At 54.0% G+C, this 16,063-nt stretch carries 19 protein-coding genes; 7 read left to right on the top strand and 12 right to left on the bottom strand.

Annotated features, from left to right (window positions below):
- Positions 1-3 precede the first annotated feature (3 nt).
- The 4 genes from QY332_05705 to QY332_05690 all read right to left on the bottom strand — a co-directional run bounded on the left by QY332_05705 (position 4) and on the right by QY332_05690 (position 3,451).
- A complete protein-coding gene (locus QY332_05705) occupies positions 4-1,260 on the bottom strand; it encodes an SPASM domain-containing protein (protein ID WKZ37424.1) in 1,257 nt (418 codons plus the stop codon).
- A gap of 71 nt (positions 1,261-1,331) precedes the next feature.
- Positions 1,332-1,583, bottom strand: coding sequence for a thioredoxin family protein (locus QY332_05700; GenBank protein ID WKZ37423.1), 252 nt, complete (start codon positions 1,581-1,583; stop codon positions 1,332-1,334).
- 12 nt (positions 1,584-1,595) lie between these two features.
- Entirely contained in the window at positions 1,596-3,050 is a 1,455-nt protein-coding gene (locus tag QY332_05695; protein ID WKZ37422.1) for a permease, read from the bottom strand.
- Positions 3,047-3,451 (bottom strand): metalloregulator ArsR/SmtB family transcription factor, encoded by a 405-nt coding sequence (locus tag QY332_05690; protein ID WKZ37421.1) that lies wholly within the window; start codon positions 3,449-3,451, stop codon positions 3,047-3,049. Before QY332_05690 ends, QY332_05695 begins: the two co-directional genes overlap by 4 nt.
- Before the next feature lie 218 nt (positions 3,452-3,669).
- Here QY332_05690 and QY332_05685 point away from each other — a divergent pair, with 218 nt between their 5' ends.
- From QY332_05685 to QY332_05670, 4 genes are all read left to right on the top strand, one after another.
- A complete protein-coding gene (locus QY332_05685) occupies positions 3,670-4,257 on the top strand; it encodes a 4Fe-4S dicluster domain-containing protein (GenBank protein ID WKZ37420.1) in 588 nt (195 codons plus the stop codon).
- Positions 4,254-4,415 (top strand): histidine kinase, encoded by a 162-nt coding sequence (locus QY332_05680; GenBank protein ID WKZ37419.1) that lies wholly within the window; start codon positions 4,254-4,256, stop codon positions 4,413-4,415. Before QY332_05685 ends, QY332_05680 begins: the two co-directional genes overlap by 4 nt.
- Complete coding sequence (locus QY332_05675) at positions 4,412-4,735, top strand: LuxR C-terminal-related transcriptional regulator (protein ID WKZ37418.1); 324 nt, start codon at positions 4,412-4,414, stop codon at positions 4,733-4,735. The genes QY332_05680 and QY332_05675 overlap by 4 nt, the downstream gene beginning before the upstream one ends.
- A gap of 63 nt (positions 4,736-4,798) precedes the next feature.
- A complete protein-coding gene (locus tag QY332_05670; protein WKZ37417.1) occupies positions 4,799-5,974 on the top strand; it encodes a transposase in 1,176 nt (391 codons plus the stop codon).
- Positions 5,975-6,105: 131 nt separating this feature from the next.
- On the opposite strand, the gene QY332_05665 is transcribed toward QY332_05670, so the two are convergent.
- Positions 6,106-6,744: a response regulator transcription factor gene (locus QY332_05665; protein WKZ37416.1), complete on the bottom strand. Its 639-nt coding sequence runs from the start codon at positions 6,742-6,744 to the stop codon at positions 6,106-6,108.
- Between the two features lie 12 nt (positions 6,745-6,756).
- Positions 6,757-7,986: a sensor histidine kinase gene (locus QY332_05660; protein WKZ37415.1), complete on the bottom strand. Its 1,230-nt coding sequence runs from the start codon at positions 7,984-7,986 to the stop codon at positions 6,757-6,759.
- A gap of 238 nt (positions 7,987-8,224) precedes the next feature.
- On the opposite strand from QY332_05660, the gene QY332_05655 reads away from it, so the two are divergent.
- The 3 genes from QY332_05655 to QY332_05645 all read left to right on the top strand — a co-directional run bounded on the left by QY332_05655 (position 8,225) and on the right by QY332_05645 (position 11,781).
- On the top strand, positions 8,225-9,163 hold the full coding sequence (locus QY332_05655; protein WKZ37414.1) for an ABC transporter ATP-binding protein: 939 nt from the start codon (positions 8,225-8,227) through the stop codon (positions 9,161-9,163).
- A 40-nt stretch (positions 9,164-9,203) separates the two neighbouring features.
- Positions 9,204-10,472: an ABC transporter permease gene (locus QY332_05650; protein ID WKZ37413.1), complete on the top strand. Its 1,269-nt coding sequence runs from the start codon at positions 9,204-9,206 to the stop codon at positions 10,470-10,472.
- A gap of 94 nt (positions 10,473-10,566) precedes the next feature.
- Positions 10,567-11,781: an ABC transporter permease gene (locus QY332_05645; GenBank protein WKZ37412.1), complete on the top strand. Its 1,215-nt coding sequence runs from the start codon at positions 10,567-10,569 to the stop codon at positions 11,779-11,781.
- 71 nt (positions 11,782-11,852) lie between these two features.
- Here the strand turns inward: QY332_05645 and QY332_05640 are convergent, their stop codons facing one another.
- From QY332_05640 to QY332_05615, 6 genes are all read right to left on the bottom strand, one after another.
- Positions 11,853-12,671 (bottom strand): hypothetical protein, encoded by an 819-nt coding sequence (locus QY332_05640; protein ID WKZ37411.1) that lies wholly within the window; start codon positions 12,669-12,671, stop codon positions 11,853-11,855.
- 13 nt (positions 12,672-12,684) lie between these two features.
- The gene (locus QY332_05635) at positions 12,685-13,140 is read right to left on the bottom strand and encodes a hypothetical protein (GenBank protein ID WKZ37410.1); all 456 of its coding nucleotides are present in this window, start codon (positions 13,138-13,140) and stop codon (positions 12,685-12,687) included.
- Between the two features lie 163 nt (positions 13,141-13,303).
- Positions 13,304-13,696 carry a hypothetical protein gene (locus tag QY332_05630; GenBank protein ID WKZ37409.1) on the bottom strand — a complete coding sequence of 131 codons (393 nt, stop codon included), beginning with the start codon at positions 13,694-13,696 and terminating at the stop codon, positions 13,304-13,306.
- A 97-nt stretch (positions 13,697-13,793) separates the two neighbouring features.
- A complete protein-coding gene (locus tag QY332_05625) occupies positions 13,794-14,759 on the bottom strand; it encodes a DUF2807 domain-containing protein (GenBank protein ID WKZ37408.1) in 966 nt (321 codons plus the stop codon).
- A gap of 14 nt (positions 14,760-14,773) precedes the next feature.
- Positions 14,774-15,337: a hypothetical protein gene (locus QY332_05620; protein ID WKZ37407.1), complete on the bottom strand. Its 564-nt coding sequence runs from the start codon at positions 15,335-15,337 to the stop codon at positions 14,774-14,776.
- A 19-nt stretch (positions 15,338-15,356) separates the two neighbouring features.
- The gene (locus tag QY332_05615) at positions 15,357-15,932 is read right to left on the bottom strand and encodes a response regulator transcription factor (GenBank protein WKZ37406.1); all 576 of its coding nucleotides are present in this window, start codon (positions 15,930-15,932) and stop codon (positions 15,357-15,359) included.
- Between the last annotated feature and the right edge of the window lie 131 nt (positions 15,933-16,063).

Here is a 16,063-nt window from a genome sequence, read left to right as displayed (position 1 = left end):
AAACTACGGGCAGCGGATCAACCCGCGCGCCCACAAGCATCCTCCACACGTCGGCTGGACGTTACCAAAGCAATCCTCCATATTTTCGTTTGCCATCTCGCAACTATTGCAAAACGCGCAGGGAGCAAAATCGAAATCCTGAAGTCGCTTCCTTAATGCCAGGTAATTCTCGTCTTTCCAAATCTCCAACAGATTCTTTTCGTGGATGTTTCCAGCAAAATACTCCCGTGATGTGCGTTCTCTATCGTCCAGAAACTGGGTATGTGTGTACAGCAATGGCAAACATGGACTGACCATGCCGTCCCATCGAATGGCAACGCTGCCGCGTTCCACAAACGGGCATTGATCCGTATTCTGGTTTAAGAGACTGCCTGTCAACTCCAGACGGTTCATATTCTTAAGCATATTTGCCAGCACATCCACAGTGTCAGGACGGATGTCCATAAGAGGCATATGCACCAACGGTCTGATCTCCTGTCCCACCACCATATCGAGGGAGTGCATGTATAAATTTTCATCAAGCAAGGTGTGGTCATGCGCCAGCACATTGCTGATCGAAAATTCCACCGCGCCCAGCCTGCTGCCCAGTCGAATTACTTCATTTAGATCGTGGATGTTGCGCTTCATCGCCACAAAAGCGATGCCGAGTTTTGGATGGCCCGCCCAGTTGGATGCGCCGAACGTCCGATATTTTTTCACCTGCAGGTATTTCAAATTGTCGATGATGCGCGGAAGGGCATCGCCAAGGCGTACGTCCATGTAACATTCAGGCGAAGCGCCATCCATTGAAACCCACAACATATCGAGTTTCAGTTCGATCAGCCTGTTTGCGACCCGTTCCGTCAGTGGAATGCCGTTGGTGATCAAGGAAACACGATGCCCAAGTTCCCTGGCACGCTGGATCATGTCAAGGATGTGCGGATGAGAAAGCGGCTCGCCATATCCGCAAAAAAACAACTCGGGTTTGTTCGGCAAGTCTTGAAGATTTGCCAGAATACGCCCGAAAGTTTCCCCTGCCATGTAGCCAAACTTCACATCCCACACATTGCGCATACAGGTACTGCAATTCAAATTGCATTTATTGGTCGCTTCCACATACACCCGCTTGAGCGCGTTGACAGGCGAGTGAACATAAATGCCATGTCCATTCGGCTCGACCCGCAGTTCATCGCCGGGAACAATCCCCAATTCTTCCGCCACACGGGCAGGAAGCACAACTTCATTGTTTTCGTTCACACGGGCATAGTGGAATTTCGTCATAACGGATTTGCTCCACAAAGGAAGAAGATTACGATTGCCGACACACGGAGACGAATATTTTTGTTGATTCGTTATGCAGTTTGTAATGCGTCAGCGACCCAGGTGGTCACTTCGGCGGGGGCGGGGATGCGGCCCGTGGAAACAAGTTTTTCGTTGATGACCAAGCCCGGGGTGGAGAGAACGTTGTAGGTCATGATGTCGTTGTAGTCGGTCACCTTGATGACATCCGCTTCGATGCCCAACTCCGCGACGACTTTCCGCGCGATCTGTTCGACGCGTTTGCAGTTGGCGCATCCCGAACCGAGAACTTTGATGGTAAGCATGTGAAACTCCTTTTAGTGTGCTGTTGCCAGATGATGAGCGTTGCGGCGGTTGACCAGCCATAACGCTCCTGAAAGCAGGCAGATAAAAATTAGCAAATACAGTGAGACCAGACTGATGCCCGCGCCGTCCACCCATGCGCCATAGATAAGCCCCGCCAGCGTGCTGAAGAGTGCCACCCAACCCACGTAGACCCAAGCCTTGAAGCGACCAATGATCGTGGCGGTAATGAGAATGCTTTGCAAACTAAGTTCGGGGTCGGAAATGAGATAGGCGAGCAGGGGTCCACGATGCATACCGAGTGAGAGGAACATCTGTGCAATCGGCACTTCGACCAGCGTTGGGAAGTACATGAACACGCCAAAGACCACACCGATGAAATTGCCAAGCAGGGTGTTTTGCCCCGCCAGTGATTGGATCCATTCGGGTTCGATCAACTCGCGGATGATGCCCACAGCAAAAACACCAAAGACTAAAAGCGGGAAGATCTGCTTGACGAACTTCCATGATTCCCAGAGGAATTCGCGCGTCTCGTCTTCGGTCAGTTTGGTTTTCAACAGCCAGCCTAACACAAGCGTGGAAAGCAGGACGCCGAAGAACTTGCCTGTAAAACCGAGGGTCAATCCGCTTGCGTGTGGAGTCAGGCTGAGTGCCGCGATGAGCAATGTCAAGCCGACCAGTGCTGTGGAAATCCACGTCCAGGCGTTGAAGCCGTCGAAGATGTTTTCGATGCCTCTCCACGAAGCCAGCCCGATCAGAACCAACATGCCGATGAGGAACGCTCCCTGCGCAGTAACGCCGTCTTCGCCTCTGCTGGCATCGAAGGGAATGAGACCGGCGAGATAATTCTGGAATGTGTCCATGCCGCGGATGGGCAGGGTAAGTTCGGCGTAGGTTTGCGTAAGGAAGCCAAATTGGAAGGTGCCAGCCACGAGTAAAAAGACCAACACCAGCAAAAAGATGATGCCCGCGCGGCGCATCGCGGCTTTACCCGCGAACATGGCGTCGGTTGCGGCGTCATGTTCGGCGTCTGCGCGTTGGAAGAGGAGTGCCATGATGATGCCGATCCCGATCCCGAACGCCAGCGAGAGGATGAGGCGTGCGATGGCAAGATCCATGCCGAGGATGCCGCCCGTGTACACCAGTGCCAGCACGTTGACAGCAGGTGCGACAAACAGGAAGGTGATGGCAGGTCCGAGCCCTGCGCCTTTTTTGTAGATCCCTGCAAAGAGCGGGATGACTGTGCAGGAGCAAACTGCAAGCAGGAAGCCCGCTACCGCCGAGGCGGGGTAGGAAATATATTTTGGCGTGTTGCGTCCCAAAAAGCGCGTGATCGTTTCTTTTGGAATCAATGCGGTCATTGCGCCCGCAATATAGAAAGCAGGCAGCAGGCAAAGCAGGACGTGGGCGGCGAGATAGGAAGCGAGGTTGCCAAGTCCGCTGGAGAGGAGGTCGAGCAGATTGTTCATGTGGTCTTCGGTTTCAGTGCTGTGACGGGAATTAGCACAGGTACACAATGCGGACACTCGCACGAGGGGTAGGTTTGCGTGTTGATGATCGCGTGAACGGTTTCGGAGGAGAGTCCGCTTAGAGCCGCAGAGTCAATGATCAGGTCCAGATAAGAGGCGTTTTTCAGTCGGTAGTAGACGTAGCGCCCTTCGCGGCGATCCTGCAAAATATCCGCCTTGCGTAATGCCATCAAATGCTGGGAAATATACGCCTGCCGCCAACCGAGCGCGGCTTCGAGGTGGCAGACGCAGGCTTCGCCTTTTCCAATGGCGAGCAGGATGGCAATGCGCTGCGGTGAAGCGATGGCAGTGAGCGGCATGGAGATTTTTTCGGAGATTTCGGGGATGGATGGCTTTTTCATATTCGTTATCCTGAATATATTGTAGCACTCATTCAAAATAACGAATATGACGGAAGTCATCAAATGACGGGCAGAACGTCGGTTTTTGTGTAGGGGTTTCCCCGACAATCCTGACAAAAGATGCGGAGTTTTCCCGCTGTCCCAAAAACGCCTTGAAGGGGAAAATATCAATGGCATTATCGGAAATCCATCCGAATCTTTTACGGGGAGGCTTCTCTATGGCTCTGCAACCGAAAGACGTTCTTATGCGAATGCAGGAAGATCTCCAGCGCGCCTTGCAAAAAGCGCCTGAAGACCGCCGCTGGGGCATGGTCATCGACCTGCGAACATGTGTGGGGTGTCATGCCTGCACCATCGCCTGCGTGGCGGAGAACAAACTTCCGCCGGGTGTGGTCTATCGCCCGGTCATCGAGCAGGAGCGCGGCACGTACCCGCATGTGACACGCACGTTCATCCCGCGCCCGTGCATGCAATGTGATGAACCGCCCTGTGTGCCGGTCTGTCCGGTGGATGCGACCTATGTCGACGCGGAGGGGGTGACCGTGATGGACTATGACCCCTGTATCGGCTGTCGTTACTGCCTGAACGCCTGCCCGTACAGCGCGCGTACCACCGATTTTGGCTATGCCTATGTCAACGACAAGGAAACGCCGGTCGCGGAGGGGTTGATCGTCAGGCGCGATGCGGCGGATGATTATGAACGCGCCGCCAATTACGAGTACGGCATCGCACGGGAGCATAGCGGTGGTTTTCAGTCACCCGTGGGGAACGCGAAATCCTGCGCCGCCAGCTGCTCGAAAAAGTGATCGCCACGCAGGAGGATGAACGCCGCCGCGTCGCGCGCGAACTGCATGACTCCACATCCCAGAATTTGACCTCTCTTATCGTTGGTCTGCGCGTCATGGAAACCAACTTTGCCAATTGCACGTCCATCTCCAAAGCCACGGGCTTACGCGATGCTTGAGCGAACGTGAGCAGGAAGTGCTAAAAATGGTTGCATTTGGTCACACCAGCGCAGAGATTGCAGCACAACTCAGTCTGAGCGCCAAGACTGTGGAAACCTATCGCGCTCGTGGTATGGAAAAGCTTGGATTGCGTACGCGTGCCGCACTGGTTAAGTTTGCTTTGCAGGAGGGGTTGATAAAAAGGGATTGCTCAAGCAATCAGGTCAGTGATAGGAGAGCGACACTGGTTATCATCTTTTTGGCACTTTGCACAAGAATGCCCTCAAAAATCACTCTTGAAGAAGCCCGGGTTCAACCTTCCGCCGATCTGAAACCATAATCAGTAGTTCACGAAAAGGCTTGAACGTGGTTAACTTGGCTCCGACCAAGGAAACCCATAACCATGTCCAAGCCCACAATCAAGATTACCCGAACAATTCATTCCGAGCAAGTGCTGAATGCTTTCATGACGGTGGTTCGCAAGAACCTGCCGCTGGAATTGCGAAACACCCGGATCACTGCCGAAGATATCCTGTATGTGTTGGCATACGCCAATGTGCATCGTTTGAGCATTGAATCGGCTTGTCTGGAGTTGCAGAATGCGCCTTCGGGTAATCGTCTGCGAGAAGTATTAGCCCAGTCGCTGCCAGACCGAGCCGGTTTGCAGAACCGATTGAACCGCATCTTTCATCGGCAACTCCATCCCAGTGTATGGAAGTGCAAACGCGATTTCAATGTGGCGATTGACCTGACCCTGATCCCATATCATGGTCAGCCGTATGAAGACAGAAAGGAGATCGTACGCAGTGCACCCAAGTCTGGGACAACCCATTTTCATGGTTACGCCACGGTTTCGATTGTGCGGGACCATCGGCGCTACGTTGTGGCGTTGCGCTTCATCGAACATGGCGAGGATATGGCCGACATCGTCCGCTGGCTGCTGAAACGCCTGAAAACACTCAAATTTCGCATTCGACGGGTGTTTTTGGACAAAGGTTTCTGCTCCAAGCCGGTTTTCAAGGTTCTGGACCAACACAAGGTCAGTTTCGTAACGCCCATTCCCGTGCGTGGCAAGTCGGGCGGTGTGCGGACTTTGTTTCAAGGTAAATCACGTGTCACCACCTACACCTTTAACAGCCCAAAATATGGCATATATACAGTGCAGGCGGTGGTCGTCCAGCGCTATTCCAAAGGACGCTATGGACGACACAAGAGCAAGTGGTTTGCGTACGCCGTCTCCGGATTGCCCTCTGGCATTTTGCCTGCCCAGGTGTTTGAACTTTATCGTCAACGCTTCGGCATTGAGTCGAGCTACCGACAAATGAACCAGGTGCGCGCTCGAACTTCCACCCGTAATCCTGTCATCCGCTTGCTGCTGGTTGGTTTGGCTTTTGTCTTGTTCAATCTGTACATTGCCTTGCGCCAGAATCTGGCCTCCGCGCTTAAAACACCGTTAGAATCTTTCAATCGCTTCTGGCTTTCTTTGCGCCGTGTCGCTTTCCTGCTCAGTCGTGCCATTGAACGCTTCTGGGGTGCGACTGAGGTCATTCAACATCAATCATGTTTTGTGCTTTCGTGATCTACTGATAATGTATTCCCATTCAAACCTAACCCGCCCCCAAAAAATAAATTCAGGGCGAGTTTCTTTTCGGTAAGGCTGGAGGGCTTCTGAACCTGGAACACATTGATCGCTGGTTGTAATATGCCTGCTTACCTCCCAAACAATCCTCTTTGCGCCGCAATGGCAATGGCGGCGGCGCGTGAATCAACCCCCAACTTTTCATAAATATTTGCCAGATGCGCCTTGACGGTTCGCTCGGAAATACCGAGTTGGACGGCGATCTCCTTGCTGCGTTCGCCGCGCGCGACCGCAGCAAGGACTTCCAATTCACGGTCGGTCAGGTTAACCGATTCGCTCGACACGGCTTTTGGCGCATTGGCGTGTGAAAGCACACGCGCCATGATCTCGGGCTTGAGCAATGTCTCGCCGCGCGCTGCGGCACGGATGGTATCGAACAAGGTCGAACGGTCTGTGTCTTTGAGGAGATAACCGCGTGCGCCCGCCTGCAGTCCGCGCAGCATGAGTTCGTCTTCATTAAAGGTGGTGAGAATGACGACGGCGACCTCAGGTTGTTCGAGGCGCAGTCGTTCGATGGCGGTCAAGCCGTCCATGTTGGGCATGCGCAGGTCCATCAGAACCACATCAGGCTTGAGTTTTTTGCAGAGACTCAATGCCTCATTACCGTCGGATGCTTCGCCAATTAACTCGAAATCATTTTCGGTTTCGATGATTAGGCGGAGTCCCTGGCGGATGATGAGGTGGTCGTCGGCGATGAGGAGTTTGATCATTTCGCCCTCACCCTAGCCATCTCCCACAGGGGTGCTTCGCGAAGGGGATCGTGGAACTGTAATTATCAAAAACGTGCCTTTGCCTTTTTCGCTCTGGATCTCGAAACTTCCATTCACCAAACGGATACGCTCCTTGATTCCCAGAATCCCATAGTGACCCGACGGGATGGCAGACGGGTCAAACCCTTGACCGTCATCCTGTATCGTGAGCGAGAAGCCTTTGTCTTTCATCTTGAGATTGACCTCCACGTTCCGCGCCTGAGCGTGATGCGCGATGTTGGTGAGGGATTCTGCCAGGGTGCGGATAAGAGTCTCTTTGACAGGATCAGGCAGCGGCGGGGTTTGATCCGAGTGAAAGCGGACGGGAATGCCTGTGGCATTCGTGAAACGGTCAATCTCGAGGCGCAGGGCGGCTTCCAGATCATCCAATGCGGGCTGGCGGAGATCGTCAATGGCGCAGCGTGCATCGGCGAGGGTGAGGCGGGCTTGTTCCATCGCGTTGCCGACAATGGAGCGAGCCTTGTCATTGCGGTTATGGGCAAGGTGCGCGTCGGCGGCTTCGAGTTGCAGGATGAGGCCTGCCAGCCCCTGCGACAAGGTATCGTGCAGTTCACGCGCCATGCGCTGACGTTCGTTGGCAATGCTAAGGTCTTCGACCTGCGCGGCATATTCGGCAAGCTGGCGGTTGGTGGATTCGAGTTCATCTGCAAGATTTTGCGCCTGTTCGCGCGCTTCGGCTTGACGTTTGTAGAGGATGGTGTAAACGAGGGTCAGGAACAGGATCGGAATAACACCAAGCAATGCCCAACCTGCTGTGGCAAGCCCGACCAACTGATTCAGGCTGAGCATGTTCAACGAAAGAAAGAACACGGAAGCCAGCAAGGCACGGCGGGTCAGCCCAAACATTCCGACCGATTCACCAATAAGTGCCATAAAGAGGGTGAACGGCATGGCTTCCATACCAACCAACCAGCAGATGGCAAATGCAAGCCCGCCTTGAATGAGACTGTATGCGGGGAATATCTTTGGAGTTGTGATGACCTTTTCGATCTGCCAGTGCAGGTAGATATGAATTAACACGAGTGTTGTGGTGAAAAGAAAGGGCAACGGTTGACGCAAAGATGAATTCGCCGTCAGTGCCAGAATGTACATGACGAAAACAACCAGTGTCAGGAACCAGGTAAAGAGGCGGTAATCCTGCTCGACTTTGGTGAGGGGATTGGTTCTTGCGTTAACGGGCATGCCTACATTGTAAATGAGGTTTCCCTGCCCTGCCATCGGGCGTACGGACATTGTACGAAGGTACAGTCTCCGCTTTCCCAAAGGCGCAATTGTGGAGGGGTGGGGCAGTTTGTATACTGGGTGAAAATCTGGTTACCCATCCATTTGGACGGGTAACTTCCCTGACCATTGGCAGGTGAAGCCGAACCCTAATAGTTGTAAAGTGATAAAGCGATCCATATTTGCGAGGAGAAAAAACATGTCATTTGCAATCGAAGTCAAAAATCTCAAAAAGTCATTCGGCGATCTGCAAGCCGTGCAGGATGCGTCTTTCAAAGCGGACTCGGGTGAAGTGCTGAGCCTGCTCGGACCGAACGGGGCGGGGAAGTCCACCACGATCTCGATGCTCTCAGGCTTGCTCGCGCCGACTGGCGGCGACGCGTCCATCATGGGACATTCGGTCACGCGAGAACCCGAAGCCGCGAAGAGAAGTCTCGGCGTGGTGCCACAGGATATTGCGCTTTATCCTGATCTCTCGGCACGCGAGAATCTGGTTTTTTGGGGCAAGATGTACGGCTTGCGCGGTGCGATGCTAAAACAACGCGTGGATGAAGTGCTGGAGATCATCGGGCTGGTAGACAGACAAAAAGATCACATCGACAAGTTTTCGGGCGGGATGAAGAGGCGTGTCAACATTGGCGCGGCGTTATTGCATAAGCCCGATGTCATCATCATGGATGAGCCGACGGTGGGTATTGATCCGCAGAGCCGCCGTCACATTCTCGATAACGTCAAAAAACTCAACCGGCAGGGCATGACCGTGCTGTACACCACGCACTACATGGAGGAGGCCGCTGAACTCTCAGATCACATCGCCATCATGGACAAAGGCAGGATCATTGCGTATGGCACGCATGATGAGCTGATCAAGTTGGTCGGCAGGGAAACGCGCATTGACATTACGATCAATGCCGAAGGCGCAAAGATCCTTGAGGCGTGGAGGGCAACCGAAGGCGTCTCACAAACCGACAACCTGGATGGCAAGATCACCGTGTTGGTGGATGACTCCAATCGCGTCCTGCCGCGTCTGTTCGATGCCGCGTCCAAAGCTGATGTGCGCATCACGTCCGTGGATATTCAGGAGCCGAACCTTGAGGCGGTGTTCCTGCATCTCACGGGCAGGGCGTTGAGGGATTAACGGTAGGGGTGGGAAAACCCCGCCCCTACGGAGATACGATATGAAAATTTTTGAGATTGCCCTAAAAGACCTCATCCGTTCCACGCGCAGTCTGTTCCTGATCGGGATGGCTTTTGCCGCACCATTGTTGATCACCGCGCTAATCTATTTTTCCTTTGGCAGCATCGCCAGCGGAGACTTGAGCATGCCGAATATCAGCGTCGGCGTGGTGGACATGGATGTATTGCCCGCGGATTCTCCACTGGACGCGCCGCTAGGTGAGAACATCCGCAGTATGTTCTTCGACAAGAGCGTCCAGTCGTGGATTCGTGCCAGCGATTATCCCAATGAAACGACTGCAAGGGCAGCCGTGAATGCACAGGAGATCGGCGTGGCGGTCATCATCCCTGCCACATTTACAGAAGAGTATCTCATAGGAAAAAAAGACACGGTCATCACGATCCTGCAAGACCCGACCTTGTCCATCGGCCCGACAGTGGCAAGGGATATGGTCACCTCGTTGTTGGATGGCGTAGCGGGTGGCGGGGTGGCGTTCAAGGTGCTGAACGAGCGCATCGAAGCCAACGGACAGGTGCTCGACCCTGCGACCATCCCAACCTTTTTTGAACAATATTCCAGTTGGTATGCCGATTTCCAACGTGCGATGTTCCACTCGCCTGAGACAGCCGTCCTGGTGGTCAGGTCTCCTGCGGAGAAGAACGATGCGGGGAACAACGTCCAAAGCATGATGGGGATGATCATGTCGGGGCAGTTGATCTTCTTCTCGTTCTTCACGGGTGCGTACGCGATGATGTCCATTTTGCAGGAATCCGAGGAAGGGACACTGGCACGTCTGTTCACCACGCCGACAAACCGCACGACGATATTGGCGGGGAAGTTTCTGGCGGTGTTATTTACGGTGATCGCCCAAGGCGCGGTGTTGCTGACTGCGGGGCGTTACCTCTTCAACATCCACTGGGGCGAAACGGGTTCGTTTCTACTCAGTTTCATGGGGCAGATGTTCGCCTCGGTGGGCTTGGCTGTTCTGCTTGTATCGTTCGTAAAATCCAGCAAACAGGCGGGGTTCGTCTTCGGCGGCGCATTGACCACGCTGGGCATGATCAGCGGTCTCTTCACGACCAATATCCAAATCGCCGCATTCGACCTCATGGGCAACTTCACGCCGCAGGGCTGGGTACTCAAGGCCTGGAAACTTTCGCTGGCAGGTCAGCCTGCGAGTGAGTTGGTCATACCGTTCCTCGTGTTGATGACGATGGGCATTGTGATGTTCGCCATCGGTGCCGCAATGTTCAGGAGACGCTTTACTTAGTCGGTTAGTTCGATAGTCAGTTAGTCGCATAGTCCATGAATGGATGTGGTCTTGACTAATAGACTATGAGACTATCTGACCAGGAGACTAATACATGAGAATTTTCGATCTTGCCCTCAAAGACCTTTCACAAGTGTTTCGCGACAAGCGGTCGTTGTTATTCCTCGTTGCGATGCCGATTGCCTTCACGTTCTTCATGGGCTTCGCGTATAAAAGCGGCATGGAAAATGATGCAACTCAGGACAACCGCATCCCGCTGGGATGGGTGAACAACGAATCCGATGGTTTCATATCGCAAAGACTGTTCGATATGCTCTCAAACTCCGATTCGGCCAGGCTGGTGGAACTCGCACCTGAAGAGGTGGACGAGTCGGTGCGCAAGGGCGAAGTGGCTGGAGTGTTGATCGTGCCAGTTGGGTACAGCAGGCAGGTAGCGGCGGGGGAAGACGCGCAATTGACTCTCGTCACCGACACCAATTCCACGAATGGACAATCCCTTTATCAAATCCTGCGGACCTCCGTTACGAAATTGATGAGCGCGGTGGAGATCGCACAGTTGAGCGCGGAGGCAGTCGGTAAACCGAACGACGCCTCGGAACTTAACGGGTCATTTGCTTCGGCATCCCAAGCCTGGTCTGAAGCGGACAGCGCGTCATTGGTCAAGGTGGAGGTAGCGATGGAAGGCGCGTTCCCCGGCAATTGGTACGGCGACAATCCATACAATCAGGCATCACCTGGGATTTTGGTGCAGTTTGCCATCATGGGGCTTGTGGCTTCGGGACAGATTCTGGTGCAGGAACGCAAGACGCGCACGCTTCAACGGCTAATGTCCACTACAATGCGCCCGTGGGAGATCGTCGCGGGACATACCCTGGCGATGTTCGGCATCGTGTTTGCCCAGATCACCTTGCTGGTGGTGTTCGGGCAGCTGGCCCTTGGCGTGGATTACATGCGCGCGCCGCTCGGCACGCTGCTCGTCTCCGTGGCGTTGAGTCTGTGGGTTGCGGCAATGGGATTGTTGATCGGCACGGTCGTGAAGGACGATTCGCAGGTGATTTTGTTTGCGCTCATGGCAATGTTCATCTTCTCCGCACTGGGCGGAACATGGTTCCCGCTGGAGGTCGCCAGCGGCACATTCGCCGCAATCGGCAAAGTCATGCCGTCTGCTTGGGCGATGACGGGCTATCAAAATATCCTGATGCGTGGTCTCGGCTCGGACTCGGCACGGATGCCGTCGTTGATCTTGCTGGCTTATGCGCTCGGGTTCTTTATACTGGCGGTCTGGCGGTTCAGGAAGATGAACGTGTAACTGTCCATTCGGACAGTGCCAAACTCCCCCAGCGACGGGGGAGTTTACGCTGTCCATCTGAACAGGATTTTCTACGGTCCCTTTTGCCGAATGTACTCCGACACATCCACGTTGTACTTCACTTCCTCGAGCGTGAACACCGCCCACGGAATACCCTGATCGAGCCATGTGACGGAACCGACGGCATCGAGTTGAGTCCCTTCGATCTTCTTTCCCTCAACGCTTCTCGCGATCCACAAGACCTTCTTCGCGGCGGGTCCGCTGTCACGGTAACGCATGGCTTCCATGCTGTCGAGCAGGTTCGTGTCGGGGTTGAAGCGCATGACGAAGTTCTCCTCGACCTCGCCGTACGGGACAAACATCAAGGCAGTATGGTCGTCCACCGCTTCCCATCTCACGCGCGGATCGGTCACCCAAATGGACGGGAACCACGTCGCCTCCGCCCAGACCGCGAGATTCGCGGCCTGACTGGTGGCTGGGTCATCCTCCAGCGTGCCAATGATCGGAAGCTCGAACAGGCTGTAACTGTCCACGTAACTTTCGTTGACCTTCATGAATGGGATTCCGAACCACATCGCTTCGATGTAGTGACGATAATCCTTCCCCGCGTTGTGAACGAAGATGAACCGCGCAGGGAACTTGACCCCGAACGGACTGATCACGGCCCTTCCCTTAATGACGGCTGTTTCCACGACTGGAACCTGACCGCCATAGACGGTTTTGTAGAACCGCTCCACGGGCGCGGGCAATCCCACTGGCAATGGGACGGTTTTCAACTCTGTCGCTTCCTGCGGATATGGCTCAAACGGTCTGGGCTTGACCTGTAATCCCAACCAGCCGAGCAACAGAAGGATGGCAAGAATGCAAAGGATGATGAGAATGGTTTTCATGTTTTTTCCTTTTCTAATCCACCTGCGCGAGCGCGGTGAGAAGCAATACCAGCACGCCGCAGACCGCCATCCGGTTGACGTATTTTCGGAAACGGGCAATCGCCTGCTCTGGCTCCTTCGAACTCATCATGAGACCGACGCGCAGGATGGCGTTGTACCAAAATCCCAGCGCGATCATCACAAGGATGAGGATGTGCTTGATCAACATCATGACAGCCCAAAAGTTGCCGAAGTTTCCGATACCCTGATAATTCGGGTCAACGAACGTCAGGTAAATACCAGTGACCATGAAAATGACCAATGATGCGTACATCCAGCAGCGGCTTCGCTTCGAGATTTCGCTGAGCGCGGGTCCGTTCTTCGAGAGGGCCGGCAGATAGATGACTGCCAGTAGAAGATAATGCCCGACGAAAACAATAGTCGCCAGCGCGTGAAGCCAGACAGAAAGGGCGATCAGAATCTGTGACATGTTTGCGTTCCTTTTTAGTTCCGTACTTATACCTGTTGAAGAGTTCTCAAGGCAGTGACGTTAATCACGCTCATTGTCAGGAATCTTTCATGCCCGAGTCTGGTGGCAGTGGCAAAGGCCTCCCCATGGAGGTTTTTGCTGTACGAATGGATGAGCTGGCGGGTTAACCGCGCGCCAGCAAATAATGCGCAACTGCATTTACCCCTTTGATACTTGCCAGAATTGCAATGGCAAGCAAAGCCTGCTGGTCATTTTCGATGAACGGAAGTTTCCAGCCGACGAAGACTGCCAGCGTGACGAGCAGGATGAGTCCGCCGAGGAGGTAGCCGAGGATCGAGAGCGGATGAGCCCACTCGCCCGTCGCGGCCACGCGTCCGATCCCGCCCTGCGAGCAGATCGTCATGCCAATGATGACGAGCAGGATAATGTCGGCGCGGACGTTGGAGAGCAGGGGAATTTTCTTGCCCGTCACGCCGATGAAGGTCACTGCGCCGAAGAGGATGGCAAGTCCGATAATGGTGGGTGTGATGACTGCAGGTTGTGCGATGGTTTTCATGGTTCATTCTCCTTTTTTGGACATGATAGTTTCAGCAAACCAAAAACTCCCCCGCCGACGGGGGAGTTTTCACTGTCCACTTGGATAGGATTTGGGTTCACTTGCTTCCGAGGTGTTTTACGTTGCCTGCGCCGCTGATATTTTTGGTCACATCCGCCGCACCGTAGTAATTGACCGAACCCGCACCGGAGATCAAGGCATCGAGTTTTTCGTCCACCCAGGTCGTCACGCTTCCCGCGCCGCTGAGCGTAACCGCGGCGGTCTTGCTGTGCAGGTCCCCGCCGTTGAAACTGCCGAAGCCGCTGATGATCAACCTGAGATTCTCGGCTGCACCGGAGGCGGTGGCGTTCCCCGCACCGCTCAACCCGACAGCGAGATTTTTCACGTCAATTTCGTTCAATCTCACGTTCCCGGCCCCGCTTATGGAAACATCCAAGTCGTTCGCTGTGATGCCTTCAAGGCTCAATTCGCCGGCACTGTTGAACTCTACATCCTTCAAATCCTTGACCACAATCGTAATCTTGACCATCTTCCTTGGGTTGACCCGCTTCCCACCCTCGACCTTATAGAAGATCTCAAGTGTATTGCTGCGGATTTGCGTTTTCAACCCGGGCAGGACATTGTCCTCCGCTTCGATCTTAACCGACGCCTGATCGCCCTGCGTGATAATTACCTGCGCCGGATAATCCACCTCGATGGCGGTGAACTCCCCAACGTTTCTCGTCTCGGTGATGACATTGCCGGAGCCCGGTTCGCCCGGACCGACATAAAAGCCGCCGTTGTCCATTATGGAGAGCATGGTCGGATTCGCCCATCCCAACTGCGGAGCGAAGACGATCGCCAATACTGCGCCTGTAATAATAAGCACATCCATCAGCATGGCCGCATATTTCCAGTAGACTTTCAGAATGAGTCCCAAGCCTGCCGCGATGAGCAGGTAGGGCCAGATGTGAGTCAACGCCCAGAGATTCTCGGATGGGATGTTTCCCGACCTGACAAGCAGCCAGATCACCCCTGCCGCAATGAGCAGCAACGGGCCGAATATCGAATACTTTTTTTCCATTTTTTCCACCTTTCTTAACTTGCCGGCGGAATTACATCGTCTGATGATGCATCGTTCTTCCTCCCGCCCAACAGACCGGAGCGTGTCACGATCAGGTATCCGCCCAGCAGGATGAGCAGGATTGGGAAGATCATGCCGCTAAATGAAGAGAGGATCATCTCGAAGAACGCGCCGAAGATGATGAACAGGATGATCCCGACCTTCATCACACCAGCACCCGATTTCTTTTGACCTTCATCGCCGCCATGCCAGCCCATTATATAAATGCCAACACCCACGAACATGATGATCAGCGCCCAGAAATAGGACATGGACTCCCAACGATGTGTGATGTTCTGGAACAGCAGGATCAACCCCACGCCGCTGATGATGCTGCCGGGAATGGCGAACGCCGCAGATCCCTTTCCACCTGCGAACATCGCCACGAAGAACAGCGCGCCGAAGGCGATCACAATGAAGGGCCAGAAGAATCCCCAGTCCAAACCGCGGAAGATCTGACCTGCCAGCGCCAGCAAGCCAAAGGCGATCAACAGCGCACCTCCAACCAGCGACCCGACGTTGGAACGATTCGTTTGCATTTTTATTCTCCTTTCAATATCAACTTGTTTTGAGTTTTGAGGGCTTGTTATCTTTACGCAAAAGCGGCACTAACGTTGCGAGCAATTCATCGGGCGACGCGCGCTTGTGGATGAAATCCGCGCCTGCTTCCCTTGCTGCGGCTTCATCATCCGCATCCACACTGAGCAGGATGATCTTCAAATGAGGATATGCCCGTTGGAGCAACCGGCAGGTTTCGGGTGCGGGAGAGCCGTAGAGCCGCCAATCCAGTAGAAGCAGGTCGGGCGGCACATCTGCCAATGTGCGGAGCAAAGTCTCCACATCCCCAACTTCCACGACACCGTTCGTGCCCAGTTTGCGTCTGAGAAAAAGTTTCAGCCCCTTGCGCGTTGCGGGGTCGGGGTCTGCAATGAAGATGCGAATCATATGAGCCTCACTTGTAGTGTACGACGGGCGAGGCTCATGCGTATCGGACTCTGGTGAAGTATTTACCCAGCCAAGTGGATAGTGCGCCGCCAGCCAGCCTCCCCCAACTGCGGCATATAAAGTTATACGCATGGTTGCAATAGTGATAAGTAATATTACAAAGGTGACGAGGTAATTGTTTGCGCGCATTCATCCCTCAATGGATGATACAGCCGAATTATTTTAGCACTCCATCCTTTTGGAATGCTACTATCAAGTTTCTTAAGTTTTAGGACGGATGTAATCCACTTTTAAACCACCTCTCTGCAAAGAGTGGGAAT

The organism is Anaerolineales bacterium, assembly GCA_030583885.1.
GTDB lineage: Bacteria > Chloroflexota > Anaerolineae > Anaerolineales > Villigracilaceae > Villigracilis.
This window is presented reverse-complemented; position numbering and strand designations above follow the sequence as displayed.

Excerpts from the sequence above, each read along its gene's own strand:
- QY332_05705 (WKZ37424.1), bottom strand. The coding sequence starts at position 1,260 with ATGACGAAATTCCACTATGCCCGTGTGAACGAAAACAATGAAGTTGTG.
- QY332_05700 (WKZ37423.1), bottom strand. The coding sequence starts at position 1,583 with ATGCTTACCATCAAAGTTCTCGGTTCGGGATGCGCCAACTGCAAACGC.
- QY332_05695 (WKZ37422.1), bottom strand. The coding sequence starts at position 3,050 with ATGAACAATCTGCTCGACCTCCTCTCCAGCGGACTTGGCAACCTCGCT.
- QY332_05690 (WKZ37421.1), bottom strand. The coding sequence starts at position 3,451 with ATGAAAAAGCCATCCATCCCCGAAATCTCCGAAAAAATCTCCATGCCG.
- QY332_05685 (WKZ37420.1), top strand. The coding sequence starts at position 3,670 with ATGGCTCTGCAACCGAAAGACGTTCTTATGCGAATGCAGGAAGATCTC.
- QY332_05670 (WKZ37417.1), top strand. The coding sequence starts at position 4,799 with ATGTCCAAGCCCACAATCAAGATTACCCGAACAATTCATTCCGAGCAA.
- QY332_05665 (WKZ37416.1), bottom strand. The coding sequence starts at position 6,744 with ATGATCAAACTCCTCATCGCCGACGACCACCTCATCATCCGCCAGGGA.
- QY332_05660 (WKZ37415.1), bottom strand. The coding sequence starts at position 7,986 with ATGCCCGTTAACGCAAGAACCAATCCCCTCACCAAAGTCGAGCAGGAT.
- QY332_05655 (WKZ37414.1), top strand. The coding sequence starts at position 8,225 with ATGTCATTTGCAATCGAAGTCAAAAATCTCAAAAAGTCATTCGGCGAT.
- QY332_05650 (WKZ37413.1), top strand. The coding sequence starts at position 9,204 with ATGAAAATTTTTGAGATTGCCCTAAAAGACCTCATCCGTTCCACGCGC.
- QY332_05645 (WKZ37412.1), top strand. The coding sequence starts at position 10,567 with ATGAGAATTTTCGATCTTGCCCTCAAAGACCTTTCACAAGTGTTTCGC.
- QY332_05640 (WKZ37411.1), bottom strand. The coding sequence starts at position 12,671 with ATGAAAACCATTCTCATCATCCTTTGCATTCTTGCCATCCTTCTGTTG.
- QY332_05635 (WKZ37410.1), bottom strand. The coding sequence starts at position 13,140 with ATGTCACAGATTCTGATCGCCCTTTCTGTCTGGCTTCACGCGCTGGCG.
- QY332_05630 (WKZ37409.1), bottom strand. The coding sequence starts at position 13,696 with ATGAAAACCATCGCACAACCTGCAGTCATCACACCCACCATTATCGGA.
- QY332_05625 (WKZ37408.1), bottom strand. The coding sequence starts at position 14,759 with ATGGAAAAAAAGTATTCGATATTCGGCCCGTTGCTGCTCATTGCGGCA.
- QY332_05620 (WKZ37407.1), bottom strand. The coding sequence starts at position 15,337 with ATGCAAACGAATCGTTCCAACGTCGGGTCGCTGGTTGGAGGTGCGCTG.
- QY332_05615 (WKZ37406.1), bottom strand. The coding sequence starts at position 15,932 with ATGCGCGCAAACAATTACCTCGTCACCTTTGTAATATTACTTATCACT.